Source organism: Hymenobacter coccineus (assembly GCF_001816125.1).
GTDB lineage: Bacteria > Bacteroidota > Bacteroidia > Cytophagales > Hymenobacteraceae > Hymenobacter > Hymenobacter coccineus.
On sequence record NZ_MDZA01000199.1, the window covers coordinates 1 to 25,977 of the forward strand.

Below are 25,977 nucleotides of genomic sequence, written 5' to 3' on the forward strand. Positions count from 1 at the left end.
GCGGTCTAGCCCCCAAGCCCAACGGGCCCGCCCGTCCCCGGCCCGGGCCCCGGCGGCCGTTTCCGGTTTGTGATTGCCATCGTACCTTTTGTTGTTACTTATGCCATTTTCCCGCTTAACGCTCGTTTTCTTCTGCCTGGGCCGCGCTGCTGCTGGGGGCCTGCAACCCTGGCTACCAGAAGCTGCTCAAGAGCGGCGACGTGAACAAGAAGTACGAGGCCGCCATTCGCTACTATGATGCGGGCGACTACTTCCGCGCCGGTACGCTGCTGGAGGACCTGATTCCGCTGCTCAAGGGCCGCCCCGAGGCCGAAAAGGCGCAGTTCTACTTCGCTAATACTAACTTCAAGCAGCGCAACTATGTGCTGGGGGCCTACTACTTCAAGCAGTTCACCGATACGTACCCCAACTCGGAATACACCGAAGAGGCCTCGTTTATGCACGCCAAGTCGCTGTTCCGCGACTCGCCGGGCTTTGAGCTGGACCAGACCAATACCACGTCGGCCCTCGAAGTCATCCAGGATTTCATCAACCGCTACCCCGAAAGCAAATTCCGCCCAGAAACGGAGAGCATGTCGCAGGAGTTGCAGAAGAAGCTGGAAAGTAAAGCCTTTGGTGCCGCCGAGCTGTATTACAAGCTGCGCTACAACCAAGCGGCCGTGACGGCGATGGGCGTGTTCGAGCAGAACTACCCGGCTTCGCCATACATCGACCAGGCCGATTTCCTGCGCCTGAGCGCCCAGTACGCTTGGGCCAAGGAGAGCATCGAATCGAAGCAGCGCGAACGGTTTCTCGACGCCGTGGCGTTTTACCAGCACTTCATCGACACCTTTCCGCAGAGCAAAAGCCTGAAACTGGCCCAGTCGATGTACGACGATAGCCGTGCCGAGCTGGAACGGCTGAAAGCCATTCCCGGGGCCGAGGCTGCGGCTACCAAACAACCCTAGGCTCGTCCCGCCGGGGCCCCGGCATCGCCTGCTGCCGGCCCGCATTTATTCTCAATCAAGTAACCCATCAGTGCCCATGAAACCCGCTCCCAACGCCGTATCCAGTTCCATCGTGACGCGCAACATGGCCGATTTTAGCATCGAAAGCGGCAACGTGTACGAAGCCATTTCCGTCATCTCGAAGCGTGCCAACCAACTCTCCATCAAGCTAAAAGAGGAGCTGAACGACCGCCTGGCCGAGTTCGCCTCCACCGTCGACAACCTGGAAGAAGTATTCGAGAACCGCGAGCAAATCGAGGTTTCGAAGCACTATGAGCGCATGCCCAAGCCCACCAGCCTTGCCATCGAGGAGTTCCTAGAGGGTAAGCTGCACTACACCACCCCCGACCCGGTGGAAGTGCCCCTGGCCCGCGAGCTGTTCTAATTGCCGCCGGTGGTGCCGCCCGCTCCGTTGCCCTCGTCGCCGCTGGCGGGCCGCCGCCTACTGCTGGGTGTGAGCGGCAGCATTGCCGCCTACAAAGCCGCTGCCCTCACGCGGCTGCTGGTGCAGGCCGGGGCCGAGGTGCAGGTCATTCTCACCGAAGCCGCCGCCGCATTCGTTACGCCCCTCACGCTGGGCACCCTCTCCAAAAAGCCCGTCCTGACGGGCTTTTTGCGTGATGCGGCGTCCGGGCAGTGGCACAACCACGTCGAATTGGGGCTGTGGGCCGATGCGCTGCTCATTGCGCCGGCCAGTGCCAACACCCTCGGGCAGCTAGCCAACGGCCTGTGCCCCAACTTGCTGAGCGCCGTGTACCTGTCGGCCCGCTGCCCGGTGTTCCTGGCCCCGGCCATGGACCTGGACATGTACGCCCACCCGGCCGTGACGCAGAACTTGGCGCGCCTGCGCAGCTTCGGCAACCACGTGTTTGACTCGCCCAGCGGTGAGCTAGCCAGCGGCCTCGTGGGCCCCGGCCGCATGCTGGAGCCCGAGCAGATAGTGGCCGAGCTAGCGGCTTTTTTTAGCAGACCTGTTTGATTGAGAGGTTGTTGATGCAGAATGGCACGTCATGCTGAGCCTGTCGAAGCATCTCTCCAGCGTCGTTGAACGATTGATTTAGTGAGCGGTAGAGATGCTTCGATAAGCTCAGCATCACCGCCTGAGTAGTGCGTTCAAATAAAAACGAGCATTTAACTGATAACTGAAAAAATGCGCGTCATCATTACCGCGGGCCCTACTTATGAGCCGCTGGACCCGGTGCGATTCCTCGGCAACCGCTCGACGGGCAAGATGGGCTACGCGCTGGCGGCGGCATTCGCGGCGGCGGGGGCCCAGGTTGACCTTATCAGCGGGCCCAGTGCTTTGCCCGCGCCGGCCCACCCGGCTGTGCAATTGACGCGCGTGGAAACTGCCGCTGAGATGTACGCCGCCGCCGCCGCCGGGGCCCCCGCGGCCGACGTGTGGGTATTTGCCGCCGCCGTGGCCGACTACCGGCCCGCCCACGTGGCCGCCGAGAAAATTAAAAAAGCGGGCGACACGCTCACGCTGGAGCTGGTGAAGAATGTGGACATTGCTGCCACTCTCGGCCATACTAAGCGGGCTGAACAATTTGCCGTCGGTTTTGCGTTGGAGACGACGAACGAACTGGCCCATGCGCAGGAAAAGCTGCACCGTAAAAATTTCGACCTTGTGGTGCTGAATTCGCTGCGCGACGCTGGGGCCGGGTTTGGCCATGACACCAACAAAGTGAGCGTGCTGGACCGCGCCGGCCAGGTAGTTACCTTTGAGTTGATGGCCAAAACCGATCTGGCCGGTGAGTTGGTGCGCTTGGTTTTGGTTCGTCGCGCGGCAGTTATAACTACTTGATTGAATTAGTAATGCGTAAAATCTGGTCCCTGTTGCCGCTGCTACTCCTGTTGCTGGGGGCCCCGCCCGGGCCCAGGAGCTGAACTGCGTCGTGGAGGTATCCATCGGGCCGAGTGTGGTGATTACCGACCAGAGCATCGTGGCCAATTTGCAGCGCGATATTTCGGCGTTTATGAATACGCGCACCTGGACCAACACCACGTACCAGGAAAAGGAACGCATCAAGTGCCGCATGTTCGTGGTGCTCACGGGCGGCACGGCCCCGGCGTACCAGGCCACGATGCGGCTGCTTTCGACCCGCCCGATTTACGGCACGGGCTACGAAACCAACGTCATCAGCATCGTTGATAAGAGCTTTAACTTCAACTACCCGCCGCCCAACTCGCTCGATTTTTCGCCCAACAGCTTCGTTTCCAACCTCTCGTCGCTGCTGGGCTTCTACGCCAACATCATTGTGGGGCTCGACCGCGACACGTTCAGCAAGCTGGGGGGCACGCAGTATTTCGAAAATGCCCGGCTCATCATGACCTATTCGGCCTCGCAGAGCAGCAGCGAGGGCCAGGACCCGAGTTGGACCAACGGCGGGGGCCTGCGTAGCCGCTACCAGCTCCTCACCAACCTCACCGATCCGCAGCTCGAAGCCTTCCGCACCGGCTCCTACGCCTATTACCGGCAGGGGATGGACATCTTTATCGAGAAGCCCGAGGAAGCCCGCACGGCCGTGCTGGGGGCCCTAACGGGCATCAACGCGGCGGCGTCGCTGCGGGTGAGCGAGCCGATTTTCCGGTACTTCTTTGACGCTAAGGCTGACGAGATTGCCAATATCTTCCGCACCAGTTCCGACCAAAACCAGAAGCAGCAGCTGGTGACGATGCTGGTGAACATCGACGCGACCAACGCACCAAAATACCAAGCCATCCTCACGGCCCGCTAACGCGGTGGGATGGTAATATATTGGTTATTACATAACTGAGTGGGCGTTAGCATTTGCCAAAACTTCGGGGTTAACTTTAATAAATAATGCGTCGGGGCCCTATGAAGCGCCGGCCCAATTACTTATTCAGCTAGAATGGCTGACTTTGGCCACGCTACCCCGTGCCCACCCCGGCCCCATCTACCCAATTATGTTAGTCGATTTACGCATTCAGAATTACGCCCTGATTGAGTCGCTGGAGCTGCGGCCGTCGCCGCTGCTCAACATCATCACCGGCGAGACGGGAGCCGGCAAATCCATCATGCTAGGGGCCATTGGGCTGCTGCTGGGCAATCGAGCCGACGGCAAGCTGCTGTTCGACACGGCACGCAAGTGCGTGATTGAGGGGCAGTTTGACATTGCCAGCTACCAACTGCAAGACATTTTTGAGGCCGAGGACCTGGACTACGACGCGCAGTGCATTCTGCGCCGCGAGATCAGCCCCACGGGCAAGTCGCGCGCCTTTGTAAACGACACGCCGGTGACGCTGGAGGCCCTGCGGAAAATTGGAGCCAACCTGATGGACATCCACTCGCAGCACGACACGCTGCTGCTCGGCGACACCGTGTTTCAGCTCAACCTGCTCGACCTCTACGCCGGGTTGGTACCGCAGCGCACGCACTACAGCAACGCCTTCCGGCAGTACCGTAAGCTGGAGGCCGAACTGAAAACCTTGGAGGACCAGTCGAACCAGGCCAACGCGCAGCTGGATTACAATAGCTTTTTGCTGAACGAGTTGGAGGAAGCCAGCCTCGACAATGAAGACCAGGAAGCGCTGGAGCAGGAAGTGAAGCAGCTTGAGCACGCCGAGGAAATCAAGTACAAGCTGAGCCAGGCCCTGCACGGGCTGCGCGACAGCGAAAGCTGCGCCACCGGCACCATGAAGGACGCCTCAACGCTGCTGGGCCAGGTTTCGAGCTACTCTGACAATTTCCGCGAACTGCGCCAGCGCCTGGAAAGCTGCTTGATTGAGCTGCACGACATTGCCGACGAGGTGGAAACCGCCGAGCGCCGCACCGAGGGCGACCCCGCCCGCGCCGAAGAGCTGCAAGAGCGCCTGAACGTGCTCTATACCTTGCAGCGCAAGCACACGGTGCGCGACCTGGGGGCCCTAATCATCGTGCGCGATGAGCTACGCCAGAAAGTGGGCAATGTGCTGAACCTCGACAAGCAGATTGCCCGGGTGCGCAAAGACGTGGAAGCCGCCCTGACCGCCGTGACGAAGCAGGCGGCCAAGCTTTCGGAGAGCCGGCGCAAGTCGTTTCCGCGCTTCGAACAGGAGCTGCGCAACTTGGTGGCCGACCTGGGCATGCCCAATGCCCGCATTGTGGTGGACCACCGTGCTGGGGCCCCCAGCGCCAGCGGTACCGACGTGGTGAACATCCTCTTCACGGCCAACAAAGGGGCCCAGCCCCAGACGCTGAGCAAAGCCGCGTCGGGGGGCGAATTCTCGCGCTTGATGCTGTGCGTGAAGTACATGCTGGCCGACAAAACGGCGCTGCCCACGATAGTATTCGACGAAATCGACACCGGCATTAGCGGAGAAATTGCCGTGAAGGTGGGCCGCATGATGCAGCAAATGGCGCGCAAGCACCAGTTGGTGGCCATTTCGCACCTGCCGCAAATGGCGGCGGCTGGCGACGCCCACTACTTTGTGTACAAGGAAGACCGCGCCGACCGCACCGTGAGCCGCATCCGCCAGCTCGGCGAGGACGACCGCATCCGGGAAATTGCCCACATGATTGCCGGTGCCAAGCCCAGCGCCAATGCCCTGCAAAGCGCCCGCGAGCTGCTGGCATTGCGCGGCGAGGCCATGGCCGGGTAGGGCCCCGGCGGCGGGCGGGCCAAACTCAACGGCTAACTTGCGCCCGCATTCGGGGCCAGCCGCTGGCTGGGGCCCCCGGCTGCGCCCTCATTCCCCCCGTCCACCCACCCGCTATTCAACATGGCTAATAACCTGCTCGCCGGCAAAGTCGGCATCATTTCCGGTGCCCTCAACGAGAAATCCATTGCCTGGAAAGTGGCCCAGCGCGCCCACGCCGAAGGGGCCCGCTTCGTGCTCACCAATGCCCCGCTGGCCATGCGCATGGGCGAAATCAACAAGCTGAGCGAGGAGTGCAACGCCCCGATCATCCCGGCCGATGCCACGTCGGTGGAGGATTTGGAAAAGCTGTTTACCGGGGCCCAGGAGCAGTTGGGCGGCAAGCTCGACTTCATGCTCCACTCCATTGGCATGAGCCCCAACATCCGCAAGGGCAAAAATTATGGCGAGCTGAACTACCAGTGGTTCCAGCAAACGATTGACATTTCGGCCCTCTCGTTCCACAAGATGCTGGCCGTGGCCGAGAAGCAAGACGCCTTCAACGAATGGGGCAGCGTGGTGGCCCTGAGCTACATCGCCGCCCAGCGCGCCTTCCTCGACTACACCGACATGACGCAGGCCAAGGCCATGCTCGAAAGCATTGCCCGGAGCTACGGCCAGCGCCTGGGCAAGCTCAAGAAAGTGCGCGTCAACACCGTGTCGCAGTCGCCCACCAAAACCACGGCCGGCGCCGGCATCAGCGGCTTCGACGCCTTTTACGAGTTTGCGGATAAGATGTCGCCGCTGGGCAATGCCCCCGCCGAGGCCTGCGCCGACTATTGCATCTCGCTGTTTTCGGACCTCACCCGCTACGTGACCATGCAGAACCTGATGCACGACGGCGGCTTCAGCACCACCGGCATCTCGCAGGAAATGGCTGATTTGATGGAAAAGGCCAACGGCTAACCGCTCGCTGGGGCCCCACGAAAAAAGCCTGGCCGTAACTGGTCAGGTTTTTTTTGTGCCCCAAGCGGTTTTGCCGGCAACGATTGCGGAGAAAAAGGTAGGTTTCGGGCGGAAGCGCTGCTTAGTTTGGGACCTTCCCACCTGCTGCTGCTATGAAAAACCTGCTGCTTTTCCTGAGCCTTTGGCTGCTGGGGGGCCCCGCGCGGGCCTACGATTTTGTGGTGGCGCAGGACGGCAGCGGGCAGTTTCGTACGGTGCAGCCGGCAGTTTTACCAGGATTTCTACATCGAGGGCACGGTGGATTTCATCTTTGGCTCGTCCACGGCCTGGTTCGAGAACTGCGACATTGTGTGCAAAACGGCCGGTTTTGTCACGGCCGCGTCCACGCCCGATACCATAAGCTACGGCTACGTGCTGCACCGCTGCCGCATTAGTGCGCCGGCGCCGGCGGGCAGCGTGGCCCTGGGCCGGCCCTGGCGCCCCTTCCCCAAAACTGTGTACCTGGACTGTGAGCTGAGCGCTGCCATCCGCCCTGCCGGCTGGGACGAGTGGAACAAGACGGCCAACCAGAAAACCGCTTACTACGCCGAATACCAAAGCAGGGGCCCCGGCGCCGCGCCCCAGCAGCGGGCCCCGTGGGCTCACCAGCTCACCGCTGCCGAGGCCCAGCGCTACACGCCCGCGCAGGCGCTGCACGGCTGGAACTCACTGGCCGAATAACGCTTGCATCATCGGCAATAGTGGACGGCTCAGTCTCCGTGTTGTTCACCGCCGGATCGGTTGCCGCTTATACCTCAGACGCTCTGCCGCTGGTGCGCGGGAAAGCTACGAGCAACTGCTAGGGTAGCGCAGTCCTACAATTTTTGGTAACGTGCTGGTAGTAAAATTTATAAAAGCAAAAAGCCTGACCGCTGTAGCGGTCAGGCTTTTTGCTTTTGCAGCCTGGGGCCCAGCCAGCGCTGGCTACCTGCGCCGGGCGCGGCTCGCCACCGGGGCGCGTCCATCACCAGCGTGACGAGCAGGGCGTGGGGCAGCGTGACGATGGAGGCCACCACCAGCGCCAGGCTGAACCAGGCGGCCCCGCTGTGCAAGTGGGGGGCCAGCAGGCGGCCCAGCACCAGCAGCGCCGCGCAGCTTAGCAGCAGGAGCGGGGCCGCCCGGCGCAGGAAGAAGGCCAGCCGGGGCATCAAGTCGGCTGCGGGGCGCGGCTGGCCGGGAGCCGGTGCGTAGCCGAGCCAGCCCGTGAGGCGCAGCACGTGTTGCAGGCTGTGCCAAAATATAAAGTACACGGCCACCGATAGTTGGGGCGGCAGTGCCAACAGCAGCAGCAGCAGCACCACCACCTCGCCCAGTTCGGTGCAGAGCCGGGCCCACTGGCGGCGGTAGGCCCAGCGGGCCCACAGGGCCAGGTGGCCCGCCACCACCACCGCACCGAGGGCCGTGGCGGCCGTGGCCAGCGTGGCGGTGGGCACCGTGGGGGCCCCGGTGAAGGCCAGTAGCCCGTTCACGACGCCCGCGGTCTGGGTGGGCCAGCCCCACAAGGGCACGGCAAACAGCAGCAGGCCCCGCAGGCAGCTGTGCGCCAGCCACAGCCACGCCGCCGGCCGGGGCCCGGCCGGTGCGTCGGCCGAGCCCCAGTGCCACACCGTCAGCAAGAAGAAGCCGCCGACCGTGGCCGCCGGCCAAGCCCACCACAGGGCCCCCACCAAGCCCGCCAGGCCCAGGTAGCCGAGCAGGAAGCCCAGCCAGTACCGCCACCCACTGGCCCGGGCCCGGGGCGTGGCCGGCCGGCAGCACCAATTGGTCGCAGGCCCCGTGCGCCACGCCCAGCACCACCATGCCCACGGCCAGCGGGGGCCCCAGCAGCGCCCAGGCGGCGCCCGGAAAGGCCGCACCCAGTCCCGCCAGCGCCAGCACGGCCGCGTAGGAGTAGCGCCGCTGGGGCCAGCTGGAGGCAGAACTAAGTGCCATGGTAGGTGGAAAAAAAAGGGGTAATCAACACGGCCGCTACGCCGCAGAGCGGAGCAGCGGCCCGTGGGCAACATAGGGGCGAAACGGGCCCTGCTTACTAACTGATATTACGCAGCGCTCTAGATTTAAGTGCCCCAGGGGAGGAGCTAGAACTGCAAAGTTTGCGCTACTGCGCGTTGCGTAACACCCCTGGCTAAGCCACCGCGCCGGACTGGATGCCTGGCTGCACCCTGGCCCTGGTACCGGCTTCGGACGGCGTGCTTTCTGGGTCGGCTTTCACCGCTGATTCGCTGCGGGCAATGCCGTACACGACCAGCCCGAAGCCAATTTTATTGACGGCGTCGCCCAGGTTGTAGATCAGGTCGAGGCTGGACGACTTCAGCAGGTTGAGGCCGTCGGGCCCGAGCAGGCCGCCGGGCATGGCCATGTAGCCGATGGGGTAAATGGCCCAGCCCGCGAAGATGAACCACGACAAGTAGCGCACCCCTTTTTGCACGGCCGCAGAATCGGACTTGGCCGCCAGCTGCGCGATTTCGCCGTACCAGGCCGAGTACAGGATGTACAAGTAGCCCAGCGTGGACAGGGCCCCCCACAGGTTCGAGTGGAATTTGGAGCCGTCGGTGAAGGCCTCGCCGATGTAGCCGCACACGAGCATGAACACGGCCGCGATGACGAGCTTCCAAAGTAGGCCGATTTTGGCCCCGGCCCCCCGCACGAGCAGGTAGAACTCAATCACCATCAGCGGCACGGTCAGCGTCCAGTCGATGTAGCGCAGGGCCACGGGCGTTGTGTGGGTGGTGATGTAGTAGTCGCGCATGTAGTAGTAGTGCACGGCGGCGATGCCGGTAATCATCCCCGAAATTAGGAGCGAGGTTTTCCACTTGTCGGCTACGGTGCCGCGCTCAAAAAGGAAAAACACCGACGCGGCCGCCATGGCCATGTACCCGGTGAAAAACGTGAATGCAACCGGGTCGTCAACCGGAATCTTCATGACGTCGAGAAACAAGTTCTGCATGGCGGGTGGGCGTTTAGGTGAAAGTATGCCTCTTTAATATTCCATTGTGCGTTAATGTTTTACAAATAATTAAAAAAGTATGTTATTAAACATTCCCGGAATTAAATTGTCTGGAAGCGGCCTTTCGTTCGTTAGTATCCGCGGCTCAAATCCACCACGTTTTCCAGAGGTTCACCGGCTTGGAGGTGGGCCAGATTGGCGAGGAACACGTCCACTTTGCCTTCGTCTTCGAGGGGCTGGCCGCCGGCGGTGTGCTGGGTGAGCAGCACGTTGGGCAGGGCCCAGAGGGGGCTGGCGGCGGGCAGCGGCTCGGTGGCCGTCACGTCGAGCACGGCGCCGCCGAGGCGGCCGGCTTGCAGGGCCCCGATGAGGGCAGGCTCGTTAGTGGTGTTGCCGCGGCCCACGCTGGCGTACACGCTGCCCGGGCGCAGAGCCCCCACGAGGTCGGCCGAGAAGAACCCCTCGGCGCTGCCCGGCAAGGTGTTGATGACGATATCGGCCTCCGGCAGGGCCGCTTTCAGGTCTTCCACGGAGTGCAGTTCGGCGGCGGGGCTGGTGCGGGCCAGCAGCTGCACCGGGCACGCGAAGCCGCTGAGCTGCTGGCGCAGGGCCAGCGCAATGGCCCCGGCCCCGAGAATAACCACCCGCTTGCCGCGCAGCAGGCCCGCCCGGTTGCGCACGAAGGCCCCGCCCACCCAGTGCTTCTCGGCCTGGAACACGGCCAGCTCGGGCAGGCGGCGGTAGAGGGCCAGCAGGCCGGCCACCATGGTTTCGGCGCAGGGCCAGGCAAAAAAGTCGCCCATGTTGGCCACCGGTACGCCCAGCCGCACGCCGCGGTAGCGCTCAAAGCCAGCCGAGTCAATTTGCCAGAACTGCAAGCCCGCCGGGGCCCCAGTGGCCAGCCACGCCGGCGGCACATTACCCAGCACGGCCTCGGCCTGCTGGAAGGCCGCAGCTTGTCCGTCGGCCGGCACATCGGCATTGAAAGTGACGGTGTGGCCCGCGGGCAGGTGCTGGTGCAGGTAGGTACGGGCGGCGGGGCTGAGGGGCGAATAGATGAAAATGCGCATAGATAAAAATGGGTAGGACCGAAAAAAATGCGTTGGTTAGGCGGGGTGGTCGGGCGACTTTTTCCGTCGTCGGGCCACCCTTACTATAGCGGCTCCGGGGTATCGTGAGAATGGCCCGACGACGGAAAAAATCGCCCGACCACCCCGTTTGGGATTACCGCAAAAAAAGAACGTCGTGCCCGGAATACCGTTGCACGACGTTCGATTGCTTGTTCAGCGGGGCAGGCTAGGCCGGAGCAACGGTGCCTTCGGCCGGGGCCCCGCCGTCTTTGGTGGCGGTGTCCTCAGGGGCTTGGTCGTCCTTTTTAGGGCCCCCGTGTTCTTCGTCGGGCTTGTAGTTTTTCTCCATTTCGGCCAGCTTTTCCTTGCCGTAGGCGAAGCGGGTGATGATGACGTAGAGCACCGGCACGATGAAAATGCCCATGCCCGTGGCCGCCAGCATCCCGCCCAGCACCGTCCAGCCCAGGGTTTGGCGGCTTTGGGCCCCCGCGCCCGAGGCGAACACCAGCGGCAGAATGCCCAGGATGAAGGCCAGCGAGGTCATGATGATGGGGCGCAGGCGCAGGGTGACGGCCTCCAGGGTGGCCTTCACCAGCGGCATCCCCTTGTCAACCCGCTCTTTAGCAAACTCGATGATCAGAATGGCGTTCTTGGCCGAAAGGCCAATGAGCGTGATCATGCCGATTTGGGCGTACACGTTGTTGGTGAGCTTAGGCAGAAAAAATAGCGCCAGAATGGCCCCGAAAATTCCCACCGGTACGGCCAGCAGCACCGAGAACGGCACCGACCAGCTCTCGTAGAGAGCGGCCAAAAACAAGAACACGAAGACGATGGACAGCGCAAAAATGTAGATTGTCTGGCCACCGGCCAGCAGCTCCTCGCGGCTCAGGCCCGAGAACTCGTAGCCGTAACTCTGGGACATGGTTTGGGCCGCCGTTTCTTGCAGGGCCTTGATGGCATCGCCGGAACTATAGCCCGGGGCCGGGTTGCCGTTGATTTCGGCCGAGCGGAACAGGTTGTAGTGCGAGATGAGTGGCGCGGTTTCGTTGCGCTTGTACGTGGTGAGCGTACTCAGGGGCACCATGCCGCCGGCCGAGTTACGCACGTAATACTGGCCGATGTTGGCAATGTCGCCGCGATAAGACGAATCGGCCTGGGCCACCACCCGGAACGTGCGGCCGTAGAGCGTGAAGTCGTTGATGTAGGCGCTGCCCAGGTACGTGCGCAAGGCCGAGCCAATGTCGGCAATTGAAACGCCCAGCTTTTTGGCTTTTTCGCGGTCAATATCAAGCTTGTAGCCCGGCGTGCTGGCCGTAAAGAAGGAAAAGCCCGACGCAATTTCGGGGCGCTTGCGGATGGCCCCCAGGAATTTCTGGAGGTTGGCGTCGAAGGTTTGAATGTCGCCGCCGGCCTCGCGCTCCTGGAAAATGAACGAGAAGCCGCCCGTGTTGCCCAGGCCCGGAATGGCGGGCGGTGAAATCACCACCGTGGTGGCCTCCTTGAAGCGGGCCATGCGCTGCTGCAAGCTGGCCATCAGGCCCTGGAGTTGCAGGGCCTTGTCCTCGCGGTCTTCCCAGGGTGCGAGCTGGCAGAAAATAGTGCCCGAGTTGGATTTTGAGGAGAAGTTAACCGCGTTCAGGCCCCCGAGGGCGGCGAAGTGCGCGATGCCCTTGGTGTGTTGCAGCTCCTTCATCATCTCCTGGAGCGTGGCTACGGTGCGTCCGGTGGAGGCTCCTTCGGGTAGGTTGAAAGTGATAAAAATACGGCCCTCGTCCTCGGTGGGTAAAAAGCCGCTGGGCTTGCCGCGGAACAGCAGCCCGGCCCCGGCGATGATGCACACCAGAATGATGACCACGAAGCGCGAGTGCTTAATGCCGCTCGCCACGCCGTTGCCGTACTTTTCCGTCACGCGCTCAAACCAAGTGTTGAACTTGAAAAACAGCTTGTTGAGACCCGTCGAGCTTTCGTCGCGCTTGGTGGGCTTCAGCAGCAGCACGCACAAGGCCGGCGTGAGCGACAGGGCCACGAAGGCCGAAATCAGCACCGAAATGGCGATGGTGATGGCAAACTGCTGGTACAGGCGCCCCGTGATGCCGGGGATGAAGCCCACCGGCACAAACACCGCCGCCAGAATCAGGGCGATGGCGATAACCGGGGCCGAAATCTCGCGCATGGCCTCCAGCGTGGCGTCGAGCACGTTCATGTTGCGCTCGTTCATGTTGTGCTCCACGGCTTCCACCACCACAATGGCGTCGTCCACCACAATGCCGATGGCCAACACGAAGCCAAAAAGTGTCAGCGTGTTAATGGTAAACCCCAGGGGAATGAAGAACGTGAATGTGCCGATGATGGACACCGGAATGGCGATGACCGGGATGAGCGTGGAGCGCCAGTTCTGGAGGAACAGGAACACCACGACCACCACCAGCAGCAGCGCCTCGGCCAGCGTTTCCACCACTTCTTTGATGGATACCTTCACCACGCTCGCCGACTCGAAGGGTACGATGTAGCTGAGGTCGGCGGGGAACTGCTTTTTGAGCTGATCCATGGTGGCCAGCACGTTGTCGTAGGTTTCGAGGGCGTTGGCGCCGGGGGCCTGGTACACGAGCAGGTAGGCGGCGCGCTTGCCGTCCACAAACGAGTTGTTGGCGTAGTTGAACTTACCCAGCTCCAGCCGGGCCACGTCCTTGAGGTAGACCAGCTGCCCGTCCTGCGGGTTGGTTTTGACGATGACGTTCCCGAACTGCTCTATCGTAGTCAGGCGGCCCTGCACCGTCACGATGTACTCGAACGGCTGGCCTTTTTCGGCCGGTGGGCCCCAATAGAGCCGGCGGCAATCTGGGCGTTCTGCTCGGCCAGCGCGGCCGAAATGTCGCCGGCCGTAATGCCCAGCTGGGCTAGCTTGTCGGGCTTCAGCCAGATGCGCATCGAAAAGTCGTCGGCGCGGCTCACAATATCACCCACGCCCTTGGTGCGCAGCAGCGCGTCCTTGATGAACACGTTGGCGTAGTTGTCGAGGAATGTGGAGCTGTGCGAGCCCTTGGGCGAGTACATGGCGACCAGCATCAGGATGCTTGGGTTCCGCTTGCGCACCGTCAGGCCCAGGCGCTGCACGTCCTGCGGCAGGGTGGGCAGGGCAATGCCCACGCGGTTTTGCACGTCGAGGGCCGCAATGTTGATGTCGGTGCCCACTTCGAAGTTTACCGTCATGCTCATCTGCCCGTTGCTGGTGCTGTTGCTCTGCAGGTAGGTCATGCCGGGCGTGCCGTTCACCTGCACTTCCACGGGCGTGGCCACGGTTTGCTCCACAGTTTGCGCGTCGGCTCCGATGTAGCTGCCCGTGACGGACACCGTGGGCGGCGTGATTTCGGGGTACTGCCCAATGGGCAGGCTGCGCATTGCCAGCAAGCCCACGAGCACAATCACCAGCGAGGCGACGATGGCCAGGACGGGCCGGCGAATAAAGGTTTCTGCAATCATAATGTCTTGGCTAACGCACGCTGCGCCGGATGGCGACTGTAGTTTACTTGGCCGCCGGGGCCCCGCCGGGGCCCCCCGCCGGCGCGGCCACGGCCGCACCCGGGGCACTCACTTGGATTTTGCCGCCGTCGCGCAGCTTCTGCACGCCTTCGGTCACAATTTTGTCGCCCGCCGCAATGCCTTTGAGGATCACCACTTGGTCAACCAGCCGGGGCCCCAGCTGCACCTTGCGCTGCTTGGCGCTGTCGCCAGCGGCCACGTACACGAAGTTTTCGCCCATCTGCTCCACAATGGCTTTGTAGGGAATCACCAGGCGGTTGCCCGACTGCTTGTTGAGTACCTTGATGACGCCGCTCAGCCCGTCCTTCAGTACGCGCTGGGGGTTGGCAAACTCCACCCGCACCGTAATGGTGCCGGTCTGGGCGTTCACGCCGCGGTCAATGGCCCGGATTTTACCCGGCTGGCCGTAGGGCTGGCCGCTGGGCAGCACGAAGCGAATGGTGGAGTCGCCCACGCCGCCGGCTTGGTTTTGCAGCGCCGTGAAGCGCGGGATGTCCGTTTCCGTTACCACGAAGTCCACCCCAATCGGCGTTTCGCTCGAAATCGTGTTCAGCACCGTGGTGCCCGCGCTCACCTGCGTGCCCAGCCGCACCTGCGAAATGCCGATGCGCCCCGCAAACGGGGCCGTGATGGTGGCAAAGCTCAGGTTGGTGCGGGCAATGTTGACGGCGGCCTGGGCCGCGGCCACCTGGCTGCCGGCGGTGGCCGCGGTGGTGGTGGCGTTTTCGGCCAGCTGGCGCGCCACGGCGTCTTGCTGCAACAGGCGCTGGTAGCGGGCCTGGTTTACGGTGGCGTTCTGGGCCGAAGCCCGGGCGCTGCCCAGGTTGGCCAGGGCCTGCTGGTAGGCGGCCTCGTACTGGCGCTTGTCAATCTCGTACAGCGCCTTACCCTTGGGCACCAGGTCGCCTTCTTTGAAGAGCAGGGCCGTCACAAAGCCCGTTACCTGGGCGCGCAGCTCCACGCTGTTCAGGGCTACGGCCGTGGCGGGGAACTCGTCGTAGTAAACAGCGTCGGTGGTGCGGGCGGCCACCACGCTTACCGGAGTGGCGGGCGGGGCGGCGTTCTTTTGGGCGTCGTCTTTTTTGCCGCACGCAGCGCCGGCCACTAGGCCCAAGGTGCAGCACAAGGCCAGGTATTTAGTGTTCATCGAGCGGAAGCGGAGGGATTAGTAATTGGTGGGCAGGGCCCCCAGCGTGCGCTGCAGCTCCACCTTGTAGCTCAGCACCTGAAACAGGGCGCTGTAGTAATTCAGCTGCGAGGTGCGCAGCGTGGTTTGGGCAATCAGCAAATCGAGGTAGGCCTTGATGCCTTCGCGGTACTGCAAATCGACTACTTTGTACACTTCCTTTGACAGTTCCAGGTTGCGCTTGCCCACCAGGTAGTCGTTGAAGTAGCCCTTGTAGTTGGCCAGGGCCGCCGCGTACTCTGCCCCAATCTGGTTGCGGGCGTACAGCACGTCTTGGTCGATGCGCTGGTCCTGGATGCGGGCCTTGCGCAGGTTTTGGGTGCGCCGGAAGCCCGTGAATAAGGGCAGCCCTAACTGTATGCCGGCGTAGGAGTTCGGGAACCGCATGTTGTACTGGTCGCTGAAGTTGTTGGCCTGGTACACCGAATTGTAGTTGCCGAACGCCGAGAGCGACGGCAAAAAGCCCAACCGGTAGTAGTCGATGGTGAGGCCCTGCAACGACTTCTGCGTCAGCACCTGCTGGTACTCGATGCGGCTGGCGGGGTTCAGCGGCTCCAGCGTGTCCACCACCGCGTCCTGCTCCAGGCTCAGCGTGTCGTACTGCACCACCAGGGGCCGCTCGGCCGAAATGCCCATCAGCTGCTGCAAGTTGGCCGTGTTGGCCTTGATGGCCTCCTGGGCCTGCTTGCGGCCGGCCAGCGAGTTATTCAGCGAAATCTCGGCCTGCAAGTAGTCCGTCTTGTCCACAATGCCGGCGTCGTAGCGGGCCTTGGCGTCGCGCAGGTTGCGCTGCAAGCGCACAATGTCCTCCTTATATACGTCGAGCTGCCGCTGCGAAAGCAGCACGGTGTAAAATGCCTTGCTCACGTCCGACACCGTGCTGATGGTCGTGTTCACGGTGTTTTGGCCAGCGGCCAGCCGCGTGTAGCGGGCCGACCGAGCGGCCAGGTTCACGTCGTTGTTGTAAATGACCTGGGTGCCTGAGAGGCCCAGCGTAGTCACGTTTTTCACGCCCAACTGGCGCGGGGTGCTAATGCCCGTGGTGGGGTCGGGAAACACGGTGAAGGGCAGCCCGAAGTAGTGCTGGGCCGTGCCCGTGGCCCCTACCTGGGGTAGCCAGCCTGATAGGGAGATGCGGATGTCGGCTTCGTTGCTCAGCTCATCGAGGCGGGCCTGGCGCACCAGGGGCTGGTTTACGAGGGCGTAATGCAAGCACTCGGGGAGGGTGAGGGGCCCCGTGGGGGCGGGTGGGGGCGTGGCGACCGTTTGGGCCCCCGCCAGCCCCGGCCATAAAAAGCACGCGAGCAGGGCCAGCAGCCGACCTTGCACGCGCACTGCGTTGGTTACAATGCTCATAGTGGGGCACAACCCGTTTGGGGAACAAAAGTTATCGGCCCTAAGACGCATTTGCGGGGCTGGGGTTGCTTGCCGCCCCGCGCTAGCTGGGTGCTAAAACGGATTAATTAGGCATTTATCAATACGTTAACATATTGATGATGAAGGTTGCCGCGGAGGATGCAACTGCACAGCCCCGCCGGTGCCGTGCAACCTGCCCCGGCGGGGAACGTCGTTGAGGGATGTTTCACCTTAAAAGCTCCGCCCTTTGCCTACTTCTTCGCTGCACAAATTGCTGCCGCTGGCCAGCTTGCTGGCCCTGGCCGCTGCCCCCGCTTGGGCCCAGGCCCCTGAAAAAACTGACGCGGCCGCCCTGGCCAAAATCAAGGACGAGGGCATGAACCGCTCCAAGGTGATGGAAACTGCCTTCTACCTCACCGACGTGTGCGGCCCGCGCCTGGCCGGCTCCGAGGGCCTGGCCCGCGCCAACGCCTGGAGCCAGAAAAAGCTGGCCGAGTATGGCTTGGCCAACGCCGCTGTGGAGCCCTGGGGCGACTTCGGCCGCGGCTGGGACATCGACAAGAGCTACGTGGCCATGACCAAGCCCTACTACCACGCCCTGATTGGCGTGCCGAAGGCCTGGACGCCCAGCACGCCCGGTGGGGCCCTGCGCAAGCAAGTAGTGGTGGTGCGCGCCACCACCGAAGCTGATTTAGCCAAGTACCAGGGCCAGTTGCGCGACAAAATCGTGCTGCTGCCGGTGACTACCCCGCCGCAGCCCAACTTCGAGCCCGACGCCAAGCGCCTCAGCGCCGACGACCTGCAAAAGCTGGCCGACGCCCCCGCCACGGCCCCCATGACCGCCGCCAACCGCCCCGTGGAGCCCGCTACGGCCGAGCGCATGGCCGCAATGAAAACCGCCCGCGAGCTGCGCGCCAAGCTGGCCGACATGCTGATTGCCGAAGGTGCGGCCGCCGTGCTCAGCCCCGGCCGCGGCACCGACGGCACCGTGTTCACCACCAACGGGGCCCCCTACGCCGCCGACGCCAAGCCGGTACTGCCCGAGCTGGAAATGTCGAGCGAAGACCAGCTCCGCCTCATCCGCCTTGCCGACGCCGGCATTCCGGTGGAAGTGGAAATGGAAACCAAAACCCACTTCCAAACCCAAGACCTGAAGGGCTACAACGTGGTGGCCGAAATTCCCGGCACCGACCGCAAGCTGAAGAGCGAAGTGGTGATGCTCGGCGGCCACCTCGACTCGTGGCACGCCGCCACCGGGGCTACCGACAACGCCGCCGGTTGCGCCGTAATGATGGAGGCCGTCCGCATCCTCAAGGCCAGCGGACTGAAGCCGCGCCGCACCATCCGCATCGCCCTGTGGGGCGAGGAGGAGGAGGGCCTGCACGGCTCGCGCAACTACGTGAAGAACCACTTCGCCGACCCCGCCACCATGCAGCTCAAGCCCGACCACGAGAAGCTGGCCGGCTATTTCAACCTCGACAACGGGGCCGGTAAAATCCGCGGCATCTACGCCCAGGGCAACGAGGCCGTGAAGCCGATTTTCACCGCCTGGCTCGCTCCCTTCGCCGACATGGGCGCCACCACCGTGACGCTGCGCAACACCGGCAGCACCGACCACGTGGCCTTCGACGCCGTGGGCCTGCCCGGCTTCCAGTTCATCCAGGACGGCCTCGATTACTTCGCCCGCACCCACCACTCCAACCAGGACACCTACGACCGCCTCGTGGCCGACGACCTCAAGCAGGCCTCGGTCGTGGTGGCCTCGTTCGTGTACAACGCCGCCATGCGTGACCAAAAGCTGCCCCGCAAGCCCCTGCCGGTCCCCACGCCGCCCCGGGCCCAGTAGCGCAGAGTGGGCGTTTTTGGGTGATGCACATTTGCTGAAAACAAATCAACGCGGGCTTAAAACCGAGCTCAGGGCCCCGGGGCCCCGCCGTGGCCTGGTCTTCTGCCGAATGCCCGCAAAAAAGCGCCCCTGCTACGTAGCAGGGGCGCTTTTTTTGTAAAAGACTGGCTGGCAGCTATTCGGCTTTCACCTTCATTTTGTCTTTTCTGACTTTCACTTTGCCTTTTTTGGCGGTGCTGTCCTGGGCCATGCCGCGGCGGGGGCCCATGCCCCGGCCGGGGCCCCGCTGCATGCGGTCGGCCTGCATGGCGGTGTACTTGGTGTACTGGTCGGGCGTGAGCACGGCCTTGAACTGGTCGTCGTACTTGGCGCGGCCGGCCACCATTTGGTCGCGCATTTGCCCGCGGGTGGCGGTGCCGCCCTGCATTTGGCCGCGCATGCCCTGCATTTCCTGGTCGCGGGCGGCCATGATTTGCTGCACTTTCGTGGTCTGGTCGGCGTTGAGGCCCAGTTGTTTGGTTATGCGCTCGGACTGGCGGGCAGCCATTTGCTCGGGCGAGGGTCGGCCCCCGCCGTTCTGCGGGGTGGTCTGGGCATTGGCGGCGCCGGCGGTGAGAGCGAAAGCGGCCAGCAGCGGGAACAGGTACTTTTTCATGTTGCGTTAAAATAAATAATTAAGAGAAGAGAGAGAGGGGGAGAAAAAAACAGGGCCCCCGGCGGGTTGGACTGGCCGGGGGGGCCAAAGCTTAACGGTGGTCGTAGCGGTGGGCGGCATCCCAGCGGGCGCGCTCCTGGTCGGTCACGCGGTGGGTTCTGGCGTAGCCGTAGTTGTTGCGGCGCTCGGCCTCCCAGCGGGCCTGCTGCTGGGGCGTTGCCACTACCACCACGGCGGGGCCCCGGCGGTCATCGCGGTAGTCGTAGCGGTGGGCGGCTTCCCAGCGGGCTTGCTCCCGGGGCGTCACGCGGTGCTTGCGGTCGTAGCCGTAGTTGAAGTCCTTGCTGTTGCGGTCGTCGTAGCGGTTGCTGGGGCCCGGGCGGTAGTCGTCGCGGTCGTGGTTGGCGGCGGGTGCGGCGAAAGCGCTGGTGCTAGCGAGCAGGGCGATGGCAGCGAAGGCGGAGAAGAAGGAGGTTTTCATCGGAGCGGGGGAGGGGGAAAGGTGGGTTGAGAAGGGAAGTTGGCGGGGCTTGCTATCCGCTCGATTGGCGAAGACCGGAGCAAGCCGTTCGTACCATACCCTTTGCAAACCTGAATCCACATCGCCCACTTTTTTCGCGGGCTAGACCAACCCCGCCATCCCGTCGACGGGCCCCCGCAAAACCCCGCCCAACCCCGCCAAAGCGGCCCGGGGCCCTACCGCAGCTTCAGGAACTTGCGCCGCATCACGTCCTGCACCGGCACGCCCGCAATCTTGCTTTCCAGCCACGAAATCAGGTCGAAATACAGGAAAGGCCGCCGGTCGTAAGGGTTGGCATAGATGGCCACGAGCTTGTCCTTCAGCTTAATAAATTCGTCTTTCAACTGGCTGGGCGCAAAATTGCCCACCCGCCGCAGAAACCGGAATATCTCCACCTGCATCGGCTGCTGGTCGTCCATCTTGCCCAGGAAGTGGTACACCGACCGCACCTGGTACTCCAGGCTGGCGTCGTCGCCGGCCTCGTAGTGCGCCACCAGGTTGAGGATGCGCGCAAAGCACTGCAAGTCCTCGCGCAGGCTCAGGTCCTTCTGGTCGATGATGAGGTTCAGGTACTCGATGGCCTTGTGGAACTGCCCGCTGCCGAAGTACAGGCTGGCAATCTTGTAATAAAACACCAGCGTGCGGTGCAAATCGAGCTGCGAGCGGTACAGCACCAGGTTTTCCAGCAGTTCCGGCACAATGGCCAGGCCCTCGGTGAAGCGCGCCTCCAGGAAGTAGGCGTTGATGCGGTTGGTGTAGATGTACTGGAAAAGCAACGCCTCGGTGTTGGGGCTGGCCCGCCGCGTCTGGTTGGCCGCGAAGTCCTCCAACTGTTGCAGTACTTCCATAAACTTGCTGTAGTACAGCAGGTTGAACAGTGTGGCCAGCAAGTTGTGCAGCCCCTTGATGTAGAGCATGGCCTGCGTGTCCTTCAGGTGCGGGGCCTCCTCAAACAAATCCACCCACTTCTGGGCGTAGCGGTAACAGGCCCTAAAGTCCTGGTTCAGCGTGTGGTACCACACGTGGGCCTGGTAGAAGTACAGCTTCTCAAAAAACGTGCTGTCGGGGCCCACCGTCGCCGGCATGTTGGCCTCAAAAAACGCCGTAATCTGCTCGTGGTCGGCCTGGTTGCGGGCGTGACCGGCCTTGAGGTACAGGCCGTACAGCCGCAGCGAGGCGTTGGATAGCTCGTGCATCCGGGCCAGGTGCGTCACGGTGTCCATGGCTTCGGTGGCCAGGGTTTCGGCCCGGTCCTTCAGGCTGCGCGTGATGTACTGGGACTCGATAAGCTTCTCAAAATCAATGGCCAACAGCGCCACGTGCGGCAGCTCGGCCTGCTGGGCGGCCAGCTTGGTTTTCTCCAGCATCCGCAGGCTCTGCTGGTAGAAGCCCTTGTTGTAGAGCACCCGGGCGTAGTCGAGCTGCTCGTGCAGCTGGATGTCGGGGTTCTGGCCGGCGTGGTATACGCGCAGGCTGCTCAGCAGCTGCTTGTACAGGTTGGCCTTGAGGTTGGCCAGCTGGGCCCGCTTCAGGGCCGGTACCTGCACCACAATGCGGTCCTCGTCGTAGCCATCCAGGGCATCTAGGGCGTCGAAAAGCTGGAGGAATTTTAGGCCCTCACCGGCCCCCGGGCGGTCGGTGAATAGCCGGAAATGCCGCTTTTCGGAGCGCGTGAGCGACTTGATGAGCTGAAAAACTGGGTCGGTGGGCTTATTGGGCATTGTAGCAACGGTTGGGTTAACCGCTTTAATAACAATTGATTAAACTAAAAGAGCGAACGATTGGAAATAGTACAACGCCTAGAAAAGAATTTTCAGCGGCTAGCCTAACAACGGTACTTGCAGTGCAATATCCACTTTGTATAGTGCTCCCGCCGGAGCAGTCTCACTATGTCGGTCCAAAAAATCCAAATTTTCGATACCACGCTCCGCGACGGCGAACAGGTGCCGGGCTGCAAGCTAAACCAAGCCGAGAAGCTCGTCATTGCCCGCCAACTCGAAGCCCTGGGCGTCGACGTGATTGAGGCCGGCTTCCCCGTGTCGAGCCCCGGCGACTTCGCCGCCGTGGCCGCCATCGCGGCCCAAACCCAAGAAGCCACCGTGTGTGGCCTCACCCGCGCCGTCGAAAACGACATCCGCGTGGCCGCCGAGGCCCTGCGCGGGGCCCGTCGCCCGCGCATCCACACCGGCATCGGCACCTCCGACCTGCACATTTTCCAGAAGCTGCGCACCACCCGCGAGGACGTGTTAATTCGCGCCGTGGCTGCCGTCAAGCTCTCCAAGAGCTTCGTGGAGGACGTCGAATTCTACGCCGAAGACGCCGGCCGCACCGACAACGAATTCTTGGCCCGCGTGTGCGAGGCTGTGATTGCTGCCGGCGCCACTGTCCTCAACATTCCCGACACCACCGGCTACTGCCTGCCCCACGAGTACGGCGCCAAGATTAAGTACCTGTACGAGAACGTGAAGGGCATCGACCGCGCCATTCTCTCTACCCACTGCCACAACGACCTGGGCTTGGCCACGGCCAACTCCATCGCCGGCGTCACCAACGGGGCCCGGCAAATCGAGTGCACCATCAACGGGGTAGGGGAACGGGCCGGCAACACGGCCCTGGAGGAAGTGGTGATGATTCTGCGCCAGCACCCCGACCTCGGCCTCAGCACCAACGTGCAGACCCGCCGCCTGGCCGAAACTTCGGCCCTGGTATCGCACCTGATGAGCATGCCCGTGCAGGCTAACAAGGCCATTGTGGGGGCCAACGCTTTCTCGCACAGCAGCGGCATCCACCAGGACGGCGTAATCAAGTGCCGCGAAACCTACGAAATCATCGATCCCAAAGAAGTGGGCGTCGTCGATTCGAGCATCGTGCTGACGGCCCGCTCGGGCCGCGCCGCCCTGGCCTACCGCCTCCAAAAGCTCGGCTACGATTTCGAGCGCCCGGCCCTCAATGCTGCCTACGCCAGCTTCCTCACGCTCGCCGACCGCAAGCGCGAAGTGGGCGACGAGGACCTGCACGCCCTCGTGGAGCAGGAGAAACTCGTGGCCGCCAACTAAGTCAACCCTATAATGCCTAGTACCTTATTCGATAAAATTTGGGATGCCCACGTCGTCCGCTCCATCGAGGGGTTGGATGTCGTGTACATTGACCGCCACCTGATTCACGAGGTCACCAGCCCCCAGGCGTTCGATGAAATCGCGGCCCGCAACCTGCCGCTGTTTCGCCCGAGCCAAATCTTGGCCACGGCCGACCATAACGTGCCCACCCTGCACCAGGACCAGCCCATCCGAGAGCCACTTTCGCGCTTGCAAGTGGAGAAGCTAACCGAAAACTGCGAGAAATACGGCATCGAACTGTATGGCCTGGGCCATGCGCGCCAGGGCATTGTGCACGTTATTGGGCCGGAGCTGGGCCTGACCCAGCCGGGCCTCACCATTGTGTGCGGCGACAGCCACACCAGCACCCACGGCGCGTTTGGCGCGGTGGCGTTCGGCATCGGCACCAGCCAGGTGGCGCAGGTGATGGCCTCGCAGTGCCTGCTGCTGAGCCGACCCAAGCGCATGCGCATCTCGGTGGAAGGCGAGCTGCGGCCCGGCGTCACTGCTAAAGACTTGATTTTATTCGTTATAGCGCAGCTCGGCACGGGCGGCGCCACTGGCCATTTCGTGGAATACGCGGGCAGCGCCGTGCGCAGTCTCAGCATGGAAGGCCGCATGACCATCTGCAACATGAGCATCGAGATGGGGGCCCGCGGGGGCCTCATCGCCCCCGATGCCACCACGCTGGCCTACGTTGAGGGCCGACCGTTTGCCCCCAAAGGCGAGGCCTGGAACGACGCCATAGCCTACTGGCAGACGTTGTACTCGGACGATGACGCCACGTTTGAAACTGAGTACACCTACCAAGCGGCCGACATTACGCCGATGATTACTTATGGCACCAACCCCGGCATGGGCATCCCGCTCACTGGCCACGTGCCGAACGAAGTGCCCGCCAGCGAAGCCGAAAGCTTCGATAAGTCATTGAAATACATGGGCTTCGAACGTGGCGAATCGCTGCTCGGCAAACAGATTGACTACGTGTTTATCGGTAGCTGCACCAACTCGCGCATCGAAGACCTGCGCGCCGTGGCCGCCTACGTGCAGGGCAAGCAGAAGGCCGGGCACGTGGAAGCCATCATCGTGCCCGGCTCCAAACAAGTTGAGCAGCAAGCCATTGCCGAGGGCATCGACAAGATTTTTGCCGCCGCCGGCTTTGAACTGCGCGAGCCCGGTTGCAGCGCCTGCCTGGCCATGAACGAGGACAAGATTCCGGCCGGTGCGTACTGCGTGGCTACTTCCAACCGCAACTTCGAAGGCCGCCAGGGCCCCGGCTCGCGCACGCTGCTGGCCTCGCCGCTAGTAGCGGCTATCACGGCCGTGCAGGGCCGCATCGTGGACATCACGCAGTACTTGAACTAATGGAAAAATTTCAAACCCTGCACACCACCGGCCGTCCGCTGCCGCTGGAAAACATTGATACCGACCAGATTATTCCGGCCCGGTTTCTGAAGGCGACCACGCGCGAAGGCTTCGGCGAGAACCTGTTTTGCGACTGGCGCTACAACGCCGACGTCTCGCCTAAACCCGAGTTCGTGCTCAACGACCCGCGCTACACTGGTTCCGTGCTGGTGGCCGGCAAAAACTTCGGCTGCGGCAGCAGCCGCGAGCACGCTGCCTGGGCCCTGTACGATGCTGGTTTTCGAACGATTATCTCCAGCTACTTCGCCGATATTTTCCGGGGCAACGCGCTGAATACCGGCCTGCTACCGCTGCAAGTGAGCGACGAGGTGCTGGCCCGGCTGCTGGCGGCCATTGAGGCCAACCCGCAACTGGAATTAGTAGTCGATTTGCCTTCTCAAACGCTGGCCGTGCCGGCCTGGGGCGAGACGTTCAGCTTCGCCATCGACGGCTACAAAAAGGAGTGCCTGATCAACGGCTACGACGACATCGACTTTTTAGTGAATCAAAAATCGGCCATTGAGGCCTTTGAAAAACAACGCGCATGGACCTGGTAACCAAAAAAATAGCTTTGCTGCCCGGCGATGGCATCGGGCCGGAAGTCTGTCGGCAGGCCGTGAAAGTGCTCGACGCCATAGCCGAGCGCTTCGGCCACCGCTTTGAGTTTACCTCGCACCTCGTGGGGGCCTGCGCCATCGACGCCACCGGCAACCCGCTGCCCGACGAGACGCTGGCCGCCTGCCGCGCCTCGGATGCCGTGCTGTTCGGCGCCATTGGCGACCCCAAGTACGACAACGACCCCAGCGCCAAGGTGCGCCCCGAGCAGGGCCTGCTGCGGATGCGGAAGGAGTTGGGCTTGTTCGCCAACATCCGTCCCGTCACGGCCTACCAGGCGTTGCTGAAGCACTCGCCGCTGAAATCGGACCGCATCGAGGGTACTGATATGGTGATTTTTCGGGAGCTGACGGGCGGCATATACTTCGGCGAGAAAGGCCGCACGGCCGACGGCGTCGCCTACGATAACTGCACCTACTCGCGCCCCGAGATTGAGCGCATCGCGCACTTGGCGTTTCAGTCGGCCGCCGGCCGCCGCCAGCACCTTACGCTGGTAGATAAGGCTAACGTGCTGGAAACTTCGCGCTTGTGGCGCGAAGTGGTGCGCGAAATCGCCCCGCAATACCCCGGGGTGACGGTCGATTACCTGTTCGTGGACAACGCCGCGATGCAGATTATCACCAACCCCAAGCAGTTTGACGTGGTGCTGACCGAGAACATGTTCGGCGACATCATTTCGGACGAAGCCTCGGTCATTGCTGGCTCCATGGGCCTGCTGCCCTCGGCGTCGGTAGGCGCGGCGGTGGCGGTATTTGAGCCCATCCACGGCTCCTACCCCCAGGCTAAGGGCAAGGGCATTGCCAACCCGCTGGCCGCCATCCTCTCGGCCGCCATGCTGCTCGACCACCTGGGCCTCACAGCCGAAGCCGAATTGGTGCGTGAAGCAGTGGATGAAGCGCTAACCAATAATATTTTGACCCCGGAGCTGAACCCGACTGCGCCTTACACGACGGAGCAAGTAGGCAGCTACGTGGCTTTCTGGATTGCCGATTCGAACGAGCAGCAATGGAACGCGCACAACATTGCGGTGGGCGTGAGTACGATTATCTAAGTGTAGCGTGGACTCTGCGAGTCCGCGCAACGATACCCGAACGTACTCGCACGCAGACTCGCATAGTCCACGCCACCCCTTTCGCATGCGCTGCTTTCTGCTATCTGTCGGCATTATCAT

The 25,977-nt window shown here is 62.6% G+C and carries 20 protein-coding genes and 2 pseudogenes; 13 read left to right on the forward strand and 9 right to left on the reverse strand.

Going from position 1 to position 25,977, the window contains the following annotated elements; genetic code table 11:
- Positions 1 to 143: 143 nt before the first annotated feature.
- The 8 genes and pseudogenes from BEN49_RS12220 to BEN49_RS12255 form a co-directional block, all read left to right on the forward strand.
- Positions 144 to 947 (forward strand): annotated as a pseudogene (locus tag BEN49_RS12220) (outer membrane protein assembly factor BamD); the annotation flags it as partial.
- 76 nt (positions 948 to 1,023) lie between these two features.
- Positions 1,024 to 1,371 (forward strand): DNA-directed RNA polymerase subunit omega, encoded by a 348-nt coding sequence (locus BEN49_RS12225; protein WP_070743822.1) that lies wholly within the window; start codon positions 1,024 to 1,026, stop codon positions 1,369 to 1,371.
- Positions 1,372 to 1,380: 9 nt separating this feature from the next.
- Positions 1,381 to 1,965, forward strand: a complete 585-nt coding sequence (locus tag BEN49_RS30540) for a flavoprotein (RefSeq protein ID WP_317040446.1) — start codon at positions 1,381 to 1,383, stop codon at positions 1,963 to 1,965.
- A 171-nt stretch (positions 1,966 to 2,136) separates the two neighbouring features.
- Positions 2,137 to 2,793, forward strand: a complete 657-nt coding sequence (locus tag BEN49_RS30545) for a phosphopantothenoylcysteine decarboxylase domain-containing protein (protein WP_070743827.1) — start codon at positions 2,137 to 2,139, stop codon at positions 2,791 to 2,793.
- Between the two features lie 22 nt (positions 2,794 to 2,815).
- Positions 2,816 to 3,727, forward strand: a complete 912-nt coding sequence (porD, locus tag BEN49_RS12240) for a type IX secretion system protein PorD (protein ID WP_070743829.1) — start codon at positions 2,816 to 2,818, stop codon at positions 3,725 to 3,727.
- 190 nt (positions 3,728 to 3,917) lie between these two features.
- Entirely contained in the window at positions 3,918 to 5,591 is a 1,674-nt protein-coding gene (recN, locus tag BEN49_RS12245; protein ID WP_070743893.1) for a DNA repair protein RecN, read from the forward strand.
- A gap of 120 nt (positions 5,592 to 5,711) precedes the next feature.
- Positions 5,712 to 6,533, forward strand: coding sequence for an enoyl-ACP reductase FabI (locus BEN49_RS12250; protein WP_070743831.1), 822 nt, complete (start codon positions 5,712 to 5,714; stop codon positions 6,531 to 6,533).
- Positions 6,534 to 6,749: 216 nt separating this feature from the next.
- Entirely contained in the window at positions 6,750 to 7,253 is a 504-nt protein-coding gene (locus BEN49_RS12255; protein WP_262490201.1) for a pectinesterase family protein, read from the forward strand.
- Positions 7,254 to 7,453: 200 nt separating this feature from the next.
- Here BEN49_RS12255 and BEN49_RS12260 read toward each other — a convergent pair whose 3' ends face one another.
- The 6 genes and pseudogenes from BEN49_RS12260 to BEN49_RS12285 all read right to left on the reverse strand — a co-directional run bounded on the left by BEN49_RS12260 (position 7,454) and on the right by BEN49_RS12285 (position 16,671).
- Entirely contained in the window at positions 7,454 to 8,428 is a 975-nt protein-coding gene (locus BEN49_RS12260; RefSeq protein ID WP_158022887.1) for a beta-carotene 15,15'-dioxygenase, Brp/Blh family, read from the reverse strand.
- Between the two features lie 269 nt (positions 8,429 to 8,697).
- Positions 8,698 to 9,519, reverse strand: a complete 822-nt coding sequence (locus BEN49_RS12265; RefSeq protein WP_070743837.1) for a bacteriorhodopsin-like — start codon at positions 9,517 to 9,519, stop codon at positions 8,698 to 8,700.
- Positions 9,520 to 9,650: 131 nt separating this feature from the next.
- A complete protein-coding gene (locus tag BEN49_RS12270) occupies positions 9,651 to 10,589 on the reverse strand; it encodes a D-2-hydroxyacid dehydrogenase (protein ID WP_070743839.1) in 939 nt (312 codons plus the stop codon).
- 226 nt (positions 10,590 to 10,815) lie between these two features.
- A pseudogene (locus BEN49_RS12275) lies at positions 10,816 to 14,069 on the reverse strand (efflux RND transporter permease subunit).
- Positions 14,070 to 14,112: 43 nt separating this feature from the next.
- Positions 14,113 to 15,276 (reverse strand): efflux RND transporter periplasmic adaptor subunit, encoded by a 1,164-nt coding sequence (locus BEN49_RS12280; protein ID WP_070743841.1) that lies wholly within the window; start codon positions 15,274 to 15,276, stop codon positions 14,113 to 14,115.
- Between the two features lie 18 nt (positions 15,277 to 15,294).
- The gene (locus BEN49_RS12285; RefSeq protein ID WP_070743843.1) at positions 15,295 to 16,671 is read right to left on the reverse strand and encodes a TolC family protein; all 1,377 of its coding nucleotides are present in this window, start codon (positions 16,669 to 16,671) and stop codon (positions 15,295 to 15,297) included.
- A 247-nt stretch (positions 16,672 to 16,918) separates the two neighbouring features.
- Here BEN49_RS12285 and BEN49_RS12290 point away from each other — a divergent pair, with 247 nt between their 5' ends.
- Entirely contained in the window at positions 16,919 to 18,517 is a 1,599-nt protein-coding gene (locus BEN49_RS12290) for a M28 family metallopeptidase (protein WP_239691918.1), read from the forward strand.
- 175 nt (positions 18,518 to 18,692) lie between these two features.
- Here BEN49_RS12290 and BEN49_RS12295 read toward each other — a convergent pair whose 3' ends face one another.
- The 3 genes from BEN49_RS12295 to BEN49_RS12305 form a co-directional block, all read right to left on the reverse strand.
- A complete protein-coding gene (locus BEN49_RS12295) occupies positions 18,693 to 19,172 on the reverse strand; it encodes a DUF4890 domain-containing protein (RefSeq protein WP_070743845.1) in 480 nt (159 codons plus the stop codon).
- A gap of 91 nt (positions 19,173 to 19,263) precedes the next feature.
- Positions 19,264 to 19,653 (reverse strand): hypothetical protein, encoded by a 390-nt coding sequence (locus tag BEN49_RS12300; RefSeq protein WP_070743847.1) that lies wholly within the window; start codon positions 19,651 to 19,653, stop codon positions 19,264 to 19,266.
- Positions 19,654 to 19,868: 215 nt separating this feature from the next.
- Positions 19,869 to 21,413 (reverse strand): hypothetical protein, encoded by a 1,545-nt coding sequence (locus tag BEN49_RS12305; protein ID WP_070743849.1) that lies wholly within the window; start codon positions 21,411 to 21,413, stop codon positions 19,869 to 19,871.
- Between the two features lie 168 nt (positions 21,414 to 21,581).
- Between BEN49_RS12305 and BEN49_RS12310 the strand changes: the two genes are divergently transcribed.
- The 4 genes from BEN49_RS12310 to leuB are packed head-to-tail and all read left to right on the forward strand — an operon-like array spanning position 21,582 to position 25,857.
- Positions 21,582 to 22,748 carry a 2-isopropylmalate synthase gene (locus BEN49_RS12310; RefSeq protein ID WP_070743851.1) on the forward strand — a complete coding sequence of 389 codons (1,167 nt, stop codon included), beginning with the start codon at positions 21,582 to 21,584 and terminating at the stop codon, positions 22,746 to 22,748.
- A 12-nt stretch (positions 22,749 to 22,760) separates the two neighbouring features.
- Positions 22,761 to 24,152, forward strand: a complete 1,392-nt coding sequence (leuC, locus tag BEN49_RS12315; protein WP_070743853.1) for a 3-isopropylmalate dehydratase large subunit — start codon at positions 22,761 to 22,763, stop codon at positions 24,150 to 24,152.
- On the forward strand, positions 24,152 to 24,748 hold the full coding sequence (gene leuD / locus BEN49_RS12320) for a 3-isopropylmalate dehydratase small subunit (protein ID WP_070743855.1): 597 nt from the start codon (positions 24,152 to 24,154) through the stop codon (positions 24,746 to 24,748). Before leuC ends, leuD begins: the two co-directional genes overlap by 1 nt.
- Positions 24,736 to 25,857: a 3-isopropylmalate dehydrogenase gene (gene leuB, locus BEN49_RS12325; protein WP_070743857.1), complete on the forward strand. Its 1,122-nt coding sequence runs from the start codon at positions 24,736 to 24,738 to the stop codon at positions 25,855 to 25,857. Before leuD ends, leuB begins: the two co-directional genes overlap by 13 nt.
- Positions 25,858 to 25,977 lie beyond the last annotated feature (120 nt).

Excerpts from the sequence above, each read along its gene's own strand:
- BEN49_RS12225 (WP_070743822.1), top strand. The coding sequence starts at position 1,024 with ATGAAACCCGCTCCCAACGCCGTATCCAGTTCCATCGTGACGCGCAAC.
- BEN49_RS30545 (WP_070743827.1), top strand. The coding sequence starts at position 2,137 with ATGCGCGTCATCATTACCGCGGGCCCTACTTATGAGCCGCTGGACCCG.
- recN (WP_070743893.1), top strand. The coding sequence starts at position 3,918 with ATGTTAGTCGATTTACGCATTCAGAATTACGCCCTGATTGAGTCGCTG.
- BEN49_RS12250 (WP_070743831.1), top strand. The coding sequence starts at position 5,712 with ATGGCTAATAACCTGCTCGCCGGCAAAGTCGGCATCATTTCCGGTGCC.
- BEN49_RS12265 (WP_070743837.1), bottom strand. The coding sequence starts at position 9,519 with ATGCAGAACTTGTTTCTCGACGTCATGAAGATTCCGGTTGACGACCCG.
- BEN49_RS12270 (WP_070743839.1), bottom strand. The coding sequence starts at position 10,589 with ATGCGCATTTTCATCTATTCGCCCCTCAGCCCCGCCGCCCGTACCTAC.
- BEN49_RS12280 (WP_070743841.1), bottom strand. The coding sequence starts at position 15,276 with ATGAACACTAAATACCTGGCCTTGTGCTGCACCTTGGGCCTAGTGGCC.
- BEN49_RS12285 (WP_070743843.1), bottom strand. The coding sequence starts at position 16,671 with ATGAGCATTGTAACCAACGCAGTGCGCGTGCAAGGTCGGCTGCTGGCC.
- BEN49_RS12295 (WP_070743845.1), bottom strand. The coding sequence starts at position 19,172 with ATGAAAAAGTACCTGTTCCCGCTGCTGGCCGCTTTCGCTCTCACCGCC.
- BEN49_RS12300 (WP_070743847.1), bottom strand. The coding sequence starts at position 19,653 with ATGAAAACCTCCTTCTTCTCCGCCTTCGCTGCCATCGCCCTGCTCGCT.
- BEN49_RS12305 (WP_070743849.1), bottom strand. The coding sequence starts at position 21,413 with ATGCCCAATAAGCCCACCGACCCAGTTTTTCAGCTCATCAAGTCGCTC.
- BEN49_RS12310 (WP_070743851.1), top strand. The coding sequence starts at position 21,582 with ATGTCGGTCCAAAAAATCCAAATTTTCGATACCACGCTCCGCGACGGC.
- leuC (WP_070743853.1), top strand. The coding sequence starts at position 22,761 with ATGCCTAGTACCTTATTCGATAAAATTTGGGATGCCCACGTCGTCCGC.
- leuD (WP_070743855.1), top strand. The coding sequence starts at position 24,152 with ATGGAAAAATTTCAAACCCTGCACACCACCGGCCGTCCGCTGCCGCTG.
- leuB (WP_070743857.1), top strand. The coding sequence starts at position 24,736 with ATGGACCTGGTAACCAAAAAAATAGCTTTGCTGCCCGGCGATGGCATC.